General features: G+C 54.3%; 10 protein-coding genes and 1 pseudogene. 6 read left to right on the top strand and 5 right to left on the bottom strand.

Annotation, left to right across the window (positions count from 1 at the left end):
- The 3 genes and pseudogenes from FAP39_RS17560 to FAP39_RS12040 form a co-directional block, all read left to right on the top strand.
- Positions 1-523 (top strand): annotated as a pseudogene (locus FAP39_RS17560) (hypothetical protein); the annotation flags it as partial.
- Positions 489-1,886, top strand: coding sequence for a tetratricopeptide repeat protein (locus FAP39_RS12045; RefSeq protein ID WP_138016650.1), 1,398 nt, complete (start codon positions 489-491; stop codon positions 1,884-1,886). The pseudogene FAP39_RS17560 and the gene FAP39_RS12045, both read left to right, overlap by 35 nt.
- A gap of 80 nt (positions 1,887-1,966) precedes the next feature.
- Positions 1,967-2,395 (top strand): VOC family protein, encoded by a 429-nt coding sequence (locus tag FAP39_RS12040; protein WP_138016649.1) that lies wholly within the window; start codon positions 1,967-1,969, stop codon positions 2,393-2,395.
- A gap of 118 nt (positions 2,396-2,513) precedes the next feature.
- On the opposite strand, the gene FAP39_RS12035 is transcribed toward FAP39_RS12040, so the two are convergent.
- The 3 genes from FAP39_RS12035 to FAP39_RS12025 form a co-directional block, all read right to left on the bottom strand.
- Positions 2,514-3,011: a MarR family winged helix-turn-helix transcriptional regulator gene (locus FAP39_RS12035; protein ID WP_138016648.1), complete on the bottom strand. Its 498-nt coding sequence runs from the start codon at positions 3,009-3,011 to the stop codon at positions 2,514-2,516.
- Between the two features lie 90 nt (positions 3,012-3,101).
- Complete coding sequence (locus tag FAP39_RS12030; RefSeq protein WP_138016647.1) at positions 3,102-3,365, bottom strand: FAD assembly factor SdhE; 264 nt, start codon at positions 3,363-3,365, stop codon at positions 3,102-3,104.
- Complete coding sequence (locus FAP39_RS12025) at positions 3,362-3,784, bottom strand: helix-turn-helix domain-containing protein (protein ID WP_138016646.1); 423 nt, start codon at positions 3,782-3,784, stop codon at positions 3,362-3,364. The genes FAP39_RS12030 and FAP39_RS12025 overlap by 4 nt, the downstream gene beginning before the upstream one ends.
- Before the next feature lie 87 nt (positions 3,785-3,871).
- Between FAP39_RS12025 and FAP39_RS12020 the strand changes: the two genes are divergently transcribed.
- Both FAP39_RS12020 and FAP39_RS12015 read left to right on the top strand, forming a co-directional pair.
- The gene (locus FAP39_RS12020; protein ID WP_138016645.1) at positions 3,872-5,074 is read left to right on the top strand and encodes a pyridoxal phosphate-dependent aminotransferase; all 1,203 of its coding nucleotides are present in this window, start codon (positions 3,872-3,874) and stop codon (positions 5,072-5,074) included.
- Between the two features lie 9 nt (positions 5,075-5,083).
- Positions 5,084-5,491 (top strand): hypothetical protein, encoded by a 408-nt coding sequence (locus tag FAP39_RS12015; RefSeq protein WP_138016644.1) that lies wholly within the window; start codon positions 5,084-5,086, stop codon positions 5,489-5,491.
- A gap of 22 nt (positions 5,492-5,513) precedes the next feature.
- Here the strand turns inward: FAP39_RS12015 and FAP39_RS12010 are convergent, their stop codons facing one another.
- Together FAP39_RS12010 and ppk2 are read right to left on the bottom strand one after the other, a co-directional pair.
- Positions 5,514-6,881, bottom strand: a complete 1,368-nt coding sequence (locus tag FAP39_RS12010) for an MATE family efflux transporter (protein ID WP_138016643.1) — start codon at positions 6,879-6,881, stop codon at positions 5,514-5,516.
- 283 nt (positions 6,882-7,164) lie between these two features.
- A complete protein-coding gene (ppk2, locus tag FAP39_RS12005) occupies positions 7,165-8,133 on the bottom strand; it encodes a polyphosphate kinase 2 (RefSeq protein WP_138016642.1) in 969 nt (322 codons plus the stop codon).
- A 295-nt stretch (positions 8,134-8,428) separates the two neighbouring features.
- Between ppk2 and parE the strand changes: the two genes are divergently transcribed.
- Entirely contained in the window at positions 8,429-10,387 is a 1,959-nt protein-coding gene (gene parE / locus FAP39_RS12000; protein WP_138016641.1) for a DNA topoisomerase IV subunit B, read from the top strand.
- Position 10,388: the final 1 nt, after the last annotated feature.

The raw sequence follows: 10,388 nt of genomic DNA, 5'->3' as shown, positions 1-10,388 counted from the left end.
GTCGCCTTCGAACGAAAGGTGGCTTAAACGAGCACTTGGGGCGGCACTAAAACGCGACAGGTCCACTTATGCCGGTGACTACGCCGGGATCACCAATATTCAAAGCACCCCAAACCCACCTGCGGGTGTCGACCCTTCTCTACTCCCCGGTACACCTGTGCTGGTAAGTGGTCAGGTGTTTATGAATGCCAACTTTGCGGACATGGCGGTAAACGGTGGTATCTATGACCGGCAAATATTGTTGACGACGCCCGTTGACGTGGAAGATTTGGCACTAATTGTCACCGACATCAGCAGCGACGGCAGTTTTTTTGGCGATGTCGAAGTTACCGGAGTGGTGGACACTGACATCGGTGACTATGGCGGTGTGTTTGGTGGAACGGATTCAGCGGCGGTTGGCGGCGTCATCAGCATTAAAGACTACACCGACCAGTTCGAGCACGAAACCGAGGTCGGCTTCTTTGTTCTGACACAATGTGGTTTGGCAAATGACGCGGCAATCTGCTCATCTGCTGCGCCGTAAGGCGCTTGGCATCCTGCTTGGGCTATGCGCCACAGCGGCCATTGCTCAAGAGGACGTGGACGCGCTGTCGCAAAATCAGGCACGCGAAGCATTGGTGTATGCTCTGAAATCCAACCAGATTGATGCGGCTTACAGATTGGCGTCGGGGCTTTTGCAACAAGACCCATCCGATCCCAGCGCGCATTATGCTATGGGGTTGATCTATTCAGGTGCAGGCGATCCACGCGCAGCCCGAAAATCTGGCAGGTCTGCATATCGGTTTGCCCGCACCGACCTTCAAACGTATTCCGCCGCAAGCCTGAACGCACAATTGGCGTTCAGAGAAAAACGTTTTACCCAGGCGCAATACTGGCTGCGCAAAGCTCATACAGCAGCGCCAAGTGACGTCCAGAAACATCGGGTTGTTCGCAATTTCAAACAAGTGCGCTCTCAAAACCCCTTTCGTTTTCATATCACAGGATCCTTGGCGCCCTCATCGAATGTGAACAACGGGTCGATGTCAAAATACATGATCATCGACGGTGTGCCCGCCATTGGCGTCAATATCGGGGATGCGCTCGCGTTATCCGGTATCGAAGCTATGGTGAACGCACGGTTAAGCTACCGGCTCAGAACCAGCAGCGCCAGTGAAACACGTTTGGTCGGGCGGTTCTTTAGCCGACAGGTTGCTCTGTCATCCGAAGCCAAAGACATCGCCCCCAATGCCAAAGGATCTGATTACTCTTTTTCCTTGCTCGAAGCGGGCCTGCGACACGCATTTCGCATTCAACCCAAAGGCCCGATCTGGAATCTTGGGGTCATTGCCGGAACAGCACAATATGGCGGATCGACTTTACATGATTTGCTGCGCGCCGAAGCCGGGGTGGCATGGACGCAAAACAAATCCAGCGGATTGTCATTGACCGCAACAAACGAATGGCGTCGGCCCGAAGCTGCCCCCCAAACCCGCGACATTTACAGCAGCCTAAGCGCCACCTATTCACACAAGCTCTCGTGGGGAGATCAACTTAGCACGAGCATCAGCCTGCATCAGACGGATGATGCGACCCCCATTTTTGATTCTCACGGGGCTGTGGCGGCGCTCCGATATACTTTTACGCAACCCAAAGGACCCGTGCGTATTGCTGCCGCGCTCAAAGCTGGAATGAGCGCCTACCCGAACTACCGAGTTGGCATCATTCCTGTCCCTGGGGGGCGGCAAGATATTTCTGTTGCCAGCGAGCTCGAGTTCACTTTCCACAAAATGCACTATGCGGGGTTTGCCCCAACCATGACGGTAAGGGCACTCACAACCAGTTCAAACGTCAGCCGTTTCGATACGCGCGAGTATTCGGTATCTATTGGCATTCAGTCTGCATTTTAAGAATTTCTACAGGTGCGGCTCGACATCCTGCGGAATAATCCTACCTTGGTAACTGTGATATTCATCAAGGCAAATCCAACATGCACGTCAAATACTTACACACCATGGTTCGGGTGTCAGATCTTTCAGCCTCATTGGCCTTTTATGGTCTTTTGGGTCTAAATGAAATTCGCCGCTACGAGAGCGAAGAAGGCCGCTTTACCCTTGTTTATCTGGCTGCAAAAGGTGACGAAGACGTCCCCTTGGAGCTGACATGGAACTGGGATGGTGACGATGGCTTGCCAAGTGACAGCCGCCATTTTGGGCACTTGGCCTATGAGGTCGAAGACATCTATGCCATGTGCCAGCACTTGCAAGAGAATGGCGTGACCATCAATCGTCCTCCGCGTGATGGCCGCATGGCATTTGTACGCTCACCCGACAACATCTCTATTGAATTCCTACAACAGGGTGATGCCCTGCCGTCTCAAGAGCCTTGGGCGAGCATGCCGAGCGTTGGACATTGGTAAGAACATCTACACCCAACAAAAAGGGCGGCTGCGGAGCCGCCCTTTTTATCCAGAAACTTGGACATCCCGTACTCTGCACTCAAACACTACGCCATTACAGTCGGGAGCCACGGCGTATCTAGTAGATATATCGAATTTGATCGGTCCAGTACCGTTCAACACGTCGCAGAGCGAAGGTAATTTCTTCGATCCCTTCCGGGCCAAGAACCCCTTTCGACTGTAAGCCTTCTGCGTGACGTTCAAACAGGGACGCAACCACATCGCGAATGCGACGCCCCCGCTCGGTCAACCGGACTCGAACGGATCGACGATCAATCTCGCATCGTTGATGGTGCATAAAGCCCATCTCGACCAGTTTCTTAAGATTGTAACTGACATTGCTGCCTTGATAATATCCGCGCGATTTCAGCTCGCCGGCTGTGACTTCGTTATCACCGATATTGAACAACAACAGTGCTTGAACTGCGTTGATCTCCAAGACACCCACGCGCTCAAATTCGTCTTTGATCACATCCAGCAGCAAACGGTGCAACCGCTCGACCAAAGCCAGCGAGTCTAAATATCCAACCATGAACCCTTTGTCCAAGGCGCCGTCCAGCTGTGAATGAATGCTCATCTTTGTCTCCGACATCATCTCTCAGAAAGGACCCTGAGGGAAAAAGCCGAACAATCAGTTAAATATTGCCGGAAACATCTAAAATGCGAGCTATTCTGCGCCGCTGATGGCAATCGAGATATCAGCAATCAACGCCCCGTACGGATCAGGTGTCGCCACCTGCCCTGTCACCCACTGATACAAATCCTGATCATTCTCGTGCAGCAGTGCATCGAATAGATCCAGTCTGTCTGGATCCATCTGGGCAAGATTGTCATCTGCATATCGCTCAAGGATGATGTCCATCTCCTTGATGCCGCGGCGCATGGCGCGCATTTTCATGCGTTTAAGGCGATGTTCATGCGTCTCGGTCATTCTGCGATCATCCCCTGCACCTTGAGGCGCAGCTTTTTCTCGAGCAATGCCAGCCGATCGCCACTTTTTTTCATTTGTGTGCGGATGTCACGCATTTCGACCATCAACTCAGCCAAATCCGGCTCTGCGATATCGGTTTCATCCGGTGTGATCCCCACGCCTTCGCCTTCGCCCATCAGCAACCAACCAATAGACACATTCAGCAAACCCGCCATCATCTGAAGCTTGTTTGCGCGCGGTTCATTCAGATCGTCTTCCCACGACACGACAGTAGACTTTTTGACCCCTAAACGCTTGGCAAGATCACCCTGTGACAACCGCGCATACAACCGCGCCGCTGCAAGCCGATCACCAAAAGTTGCCACATCGTCACCGTACCAATGGTCTTGATAATCATCTTCCTGAAATTCATCGGCCATTCTGGCATCCTTCTTTGGTGTTCTGGCTTGATCGGGTTTCTTGGGCACCCTAAGACATGTACGCACTGTATTCAAACGAGGTTGCCCATGTCTTTCCTGTCCGCGACACTATCCCGCGTTAAACCCTCGCCGACAATCGCTGTCACAACCAAAGCAGCCGAATTAAAGGCAGCAGGACGTGACGTTATCGGCCTTGGCGCAGGCGAACCAGATTTTGACACCCCTCAAAACATCAAGGATGCGGGTGTCGCGGCCATTGCCGCGGGCAAAACAAAATACACGGCGCCTGATGGCATTCTCGAGCTGAAGCAAGCCATCTGTGCCAAGCTCAAGCGCGACAATGCGCTTGAATATCTGCCCAACCAGATCAGCGTCGGAACGGGCGGCAAGCAAATCCTTTATAATGCGCTGATGGCAACCCTGAACCCCGGAGACGAGGTGGTCATTCCTGCCCCGTATTGGGTCAGCTATCCAGACATGGTGCTATTGGCTGGGGGTGAACCTGTCGTGGCACCGGCCACGCTAGAGAACAACTTCAAACTTACTCCAGATCAGCTCGAGGCCGCCATCACACCCAAAACCAAATGGCTGATCTTTAACTCGCCCTCAAACCCCACAGGGGCCGGATATGATCGCGCAGAACTCAAGGCACTGACTGATGTTTTGATGCGCCACCCGCATGTCTGGGTGATGACGGACGATATGTATGAACATCTGGCTTATGACGGCTTTGAATTCTGCACGCCCGCAGAAATAGAACCCGCATTGTACGACCGCACACTCACCTGCAACGGTGTCTCCAAAGCCTATGCCATGACCGGATGGCGGATTGGGTATGCTGCTGGTCCTGTGGAATTGATCGCCGCGATGCGCAAAATTCAGTCCCAGAGCACGTCGAACCCTTGCTCCATAAGCCAGTGGGCCGCCGTCGAGGCCCTGAACGGGACCCAAGACTTTCTGCCCGCCAACAATGAAATTTTCAAACGGCGCCGTGATCTGGTGGTGTCCATGTTGTCGGCAATCGACGGGATCACCTGCCCTGTGCCAGAAGGCGCGTTTTACGTCTATCCATCAATTGCGGGGCTGATCGGCAAGACCACGGCGGCTGGCACTATCATCGAAAATGACGAGGTATTTGCCACTGCTCTCTTGGAAGAAGCTGACGTCGCTGTTGTGTTCGGCGCTGCATTCGGGCTTTCGCCAAACTTCCGTGTCAGCTACGCTACTTCGGATGAGGCGCTAAAAACCGCATGCACGCGGATTCAAGAGTTCTGCGCCGCGCTGACATAAGGGGGTGTGATGTCGAGCGATTTACCAGAATACTATTTTCGCGTACGGGAAAACGGGGCCTTTGTGTTTCGGGTGGATACCCAAAACAGGCAACGCCGCATCGACATGGACCAGATTGCGGTCGTGAATATTCGAAATGGGGAAATCAAACCCCATGGCGACCGCACCTTGTCAGAGCGCGATCTGGATACCATACGTGACTGGATGGATGCCCGTCACGAGGTACTGGCCCGCCGCGATATTGACGACATCCACCGCGCGGTCGACTATATGAACTTGACCACCCAATGGGCACAATCACGCGCCACCGAAGAACAGCTTCAGGATGTGACGGACTCTTTGTTGCTTGCCATGCATGATCTGCGGTCAGTTCTTATTCGTAAAAAGGCCGACGCACTGATGAAACAGGACAAATAGCCGGCACTTCAGAATATTTGGGTTATTTGGCGAACTCGTCGCGCAGTTGACCAAGTTTGGGCCCCCAGAACCGCCGCAAGAGCAATACCGCCGCAGTGCTGAGCCCCACAACAAGCCCAAGCCAGACACCTTCTCCGCCCCAGCCCAGCTTGAAGCCAAGCAGATACCCGCAAGGCACCCCGACAATCCAATAACTTACCGCAGCAATAATCATTGGTGCGCGTGTATCTTTGACGCCCCGCAACAAACCCAACGCCATGATCTGTGCCCCATCCACCACTTGGAATAGGGCGGCGACAAACAACAGCGACACCCCAACCACCAAGATGGCATCGCGATCAGGTTCGGTCGGGCTTAGGAACAATCCCACGAGCACATTTGGGATACTCAGAAACACGACCACCGCGAGGCAGGCCATCGCAAACGACATTACAAGCGCCACAATTGCACCACGCGCCAGATGATCGCTGTCACGCCGTCCCAGCGCATTACCAGCCCTGACAGTGGCGGCATTCGACAGCCCGAGGTGCACCATGAACGTCAGGCTGGCCAGCTGAAGCGCAATCCCGTGCGCCGCCAACTGCACAGTCCCAATCCAGCCCATCATCAGTGAGGACGCTGCAAACAGCCCGACTTCGGCAAGGCTTGTCAGGCCGATCGGCACCCCTAGGCGAAACACATGGGAAAAAGCGTCCCAATCAGGCCGCCACAAACGTGCAAACAGTGTGTGCTGCGGCAGTGTAATCATCGCATAGGCCATAATCCCGACGAGCGAGACCACTTGTACCACAACCGAGGCAATTGCCGCGCCAACAACACCAAGCTCTGGCGCGCCCCAGTTGCCAAAAATCAAAGCGTAGTTCACCAATCCATTGCTCAGTGCGGCCGCAACCGTCACCCAAAACACAACCCGCGTGCGCCCAAGGGCCGCCAAATATGATTTCAACACCATCACCAAAAGCGCGGGCACCAATCCGATGCCTGCAATCCGCAGATACTCCTGCGCCAATTGGGCAATGTCTGGCTCTTGCCCCAGCGCCAAGAGAATCCCCCCCGAGAACCAGAACACAGGCAAGGCCACAGCGCCGGTAATCACCGACAACCAAAGCCCCATACGCGTGATCCGGCGCACCGATGTCTCATCGCCGGACGCATCCGCTTCGGCCACCAAGGGCATCACGGCAATGGCAAAGCCCGATCCCAGAATAAAGATGACAAAGAAATAGGTCCCCCCCAGCACCACAGATGCCAGCGCGGCCACAGAATACCACCCCAACATGATGGTATCTGTCAGCGTAATCGCATATTGCGCCACGTGCCCCCCAATCAGAGGCAGGCCAAGGCGAAGAATCGCACGGATGTGATCCATGTATGTTGCTGGTGTTTGCATCCTCAAGCCTTAGGACTGAAACATGTCTCTGGCAAGACAGTCCTTGAACGTATCAAAATACCCGTTCTGGGCATTGACCGCATTCCGGCTCGAGAGACCGTGGCATCATGTGCCTGAACGCTGTATTTTGCCTGAAACAGCGGCCCCCTGAACCAAACAGCATTCATCCTATCAGAATGAGAAAAGGTGGCCCGGTCCACTGGACCCGAGCCACCTCTTCAGAGCTGCTGCCGCTTAAGTTGTCTTGCCCACCCTCCTCAGAGTGCAAAACAAGGCAGGCCCTTTACTTCTTACGGCTGTCCGGATGCATGGACGTACCCAAGATATGTTCAGAGCGATGGATCACATGACTTGCTGTCGAGGCAATCAAGGGGTCCGGCGCATGAGCAATCTTGAGATCCTTACCTGGATAGTCAAGAGAATTCAGGAAGTGCAGCATACAATTCAGACGTGCACGTTTCTTGTCGTTCGACTTGATGACTGTCCAAGGCGCATCAGCAGTGTCTGTATAGAAGAACATTGCTTCCTTGGCTTCGGTATAATCGTCCCATTTGCCCAATGACGCCTTGTCGATCGGCGACAGCTTCCATTGTTTCAACGGATCAGACTCGCGGCTTTGGAAACGGCGCAGTTGCTCTTCGCGTGTGACAGAGAACCAATATTTGTACAGGCGGATACCGGAACGCACCAACATCTGTTCCAAATCTGGCGTCTGGCGCATGAACTCTAGATACTCACCCGGCTCGCAAAATCCCATGACCCGCTCAACGCCCGCGCGGTTATACCAAGACCGGTCATACAGCACAATTTCGCCTGCAGTCGGCAGGTGATCAATGTAGCGCTGGAAATACCATTGGCCGCGCTCTTCGTCGGTTGGCTTGTTAAGGGCCACAACGCGCGCAGCACGCGGATTGAGGTGCTCGGTAAAGCGCTTGATAGTACCACCTTTACCGGCCGCATCACGACCTTCGAACAACATCACGAACTTTTGGCCCGTTTCTTGTGCCCAAAGCTGAACTTTCAGCAACTCGGCCTGAATTTTGGCTTTTTGTGCCTCATAGGTCCGACGCGAAAGCTTAGTGTCATACGGATACTCGCCGCTTTCAAAAGCGCGCCGCACTTCCTCCGCACTTGGCGTAGCTTTGCGCGCTGGCGCAGGCTTGGGTGCGGCATTCGCAGCGGTGACATTGGCTTTTGCTTCGGCATTGGCCTTGGCAACTGCAGTGGGGGTGTTCGCAGGGGTTGCGGTCATGAGCGTCTCCTAAATTTTCGGCTTGGGGGCTACTTAACACTCCGTCAAATATTCGGCTTTGACTCACGTCAACTTTTGTAAAAATCTGATGACATCCGTGAGCAAACTCTCACCTCAATATCTGGGTGAAATGGAGGCAATCGCGCCCCCGCTTCGGACCTGGCCCACTGCGTAATTGCCGTGAACGTGTCTTTGTCAGCGACTTCAAGCACGGTATCCGCATCTGCCCACTTCCCCCCCGTGATTTCCCCTGCCATAATGCCCCACAAACCAAGACAAAAAAGAGCAGCCCAACATGGCAAACGATCTCCTGACCGAGACAATTGAAGATCCTTATGACGCGTCATCCATCGAAGTCCTCGAAGGGCTCGAACCTGTTCGAAAACGCCCCGGCATGTATATCGGCGGGACGGACGAGCGTGCATTGCACCATCTGGTGGCCGAGGTTCTCGACAACTCGATGGACGAAGCCGTTGCCGGATTTGCCAATCGGATCGAAGTTGAGCTGCATGATGACTATTCGGTGACCATACGGGACAACGGCCGCGGCATTCCGGTTGATCCCCACCCCAAATTCCCAAACAAATCAGCCCTCGAAGTTATCTTGTGTACCTTGCACGCGGGCGGGAAATTCTCGGGCAAGGCCTATCAGACCTCTGGCGGTTTGCACGGCGTCGGCGCATCTGTGGTCAATGCCCTGAGTGACTCGATGGTTGTACAAGTGGCCCGCAACAAAGAACTGTTCGAACAGCGATTTTCGCGCGGCATCCCCCAAGGACCCGTTGAAAAAGTCGGCGCCGCTCCAAACCGTCGCGGCACAACGGTTACCTTTCACGCCGACGAGCAGATTTTCGGCAAGCATCGGTTCAAACCCGCGCGCCTGTTCAATTCCATCCGCTCCAAAGCCTATTTGTTCTCGGGTGTCGAAATTCGATGGAAAACCGCCATTAATGATGGCGAGACCCCCACCGAAGCCACGTTTCACTTTCCCGGCGGCCTGTCTGACTATCTGAAAGAAACGCTTGGTGGCTCAACCACCTATGCCGAGCAACCCTTTGCTGGCACTGTGGATTTCAACGAACGGTTCAATACACCTGGCAAAGTCGAATGGGCCATCAATTGGACCCCCGCACGTGACGGGTATATTCAATCCTACTGTAACACCGTGCCCACCCCCGAAGGCGGCACACATGTCGCAGGTTTTTGGGCAGCGATCCTCAAGGGCATCAAGGCTTACGGTGAGTTGGTCAACAACCGCAAAGCCAAAGACATCACCCGCGAAGACCTGATCACGGGGGGCTGCGCCCTTGTGTCCTGTTTTATCTCGGAACCTGAATTTGTCGGCCAAACCAAAGACCGTCTTGCCACGGTCGAGGCCCAGCGACTGGTCGAAAATGCGGTGCGCGACCACTTTGACAACTGGCTTGCTGCGGATACAAAATCCGCCGGGGCCATTCTTGATTTTCTGATCCTGCGGGCCGAAGAGCGCCTGCGCCGTCGTCAGGAAAAAGAAACCCAACGCAAAACCGCCACCAAAAAGCTGCGCCTGCCCGGCAAGCTGACCGACTGTTCGTCAAACAGCCGCGACAATACCGAATTGTTCATCGTCGAGGGCGACTCGGCTGGTGGATCGGCCAAGATGGCCCGCAACCGCAAAAATCAGGCCCTGCTGCCGTTGCGCGGTAAGATTCTCAACGTCTTGGGGGCGGCTGGTAACAAGATCAGCACCAACGCCGAAATCAGCGATCTGACCCAAGCGCTGGGGGTTGGGCTGGGCACCAAGTTCAACGTCGATGATCTGCGCTATGACAAAGTGATCATCATGACCGATGCGGACGTGGATGGCGCGCATATTGCGGCGCTGTTGATGACGTTCTTCTTCACGCAGATGCGCCCAATGATTGATGCCGGCCACCTGTATTTGGCCTGCCCGCCGCTATTTCGCCTGACCCAAGGGGCCAAGCGCGTCTATTGCATCGACGAAGCCGAGCGCGACGAATGGCTGGAAAAAGGTCTGGGTGGCAAAGGCAAAATTGACGTGTCACGGTTCAAAGGTCTTGGGGAAATGGACGCCAAAGACCTCAAGGAAACCACGATGGACCCCAATTCACGTAAATTGATCCGCGTGACAATTGATGAGGACGAACCCGGCGAAACCGGTGATCTGGTCGAACGCCTGATGGGTAAAAAGCCCGAGAAACGATTCGAATACATCCAAGAAAACGCGCGGTTTGTTGAAGAACTGGATGTTTAGG

This window comes from Shimia litoralis, from assembly GCF_005518135.1.
Lineage (GTDB): Bacteria > Pseudomonadota > Alphaproteobacteria > Rhodobacterales > Rhodobacteraceae > Shimia_E > Shimia_E litoralis.
The sequence above is the reverse complement of the archived record's forward strand: the minus strand, read 5'-3'. Positions and strand labels throughout refer to the sequence as shown.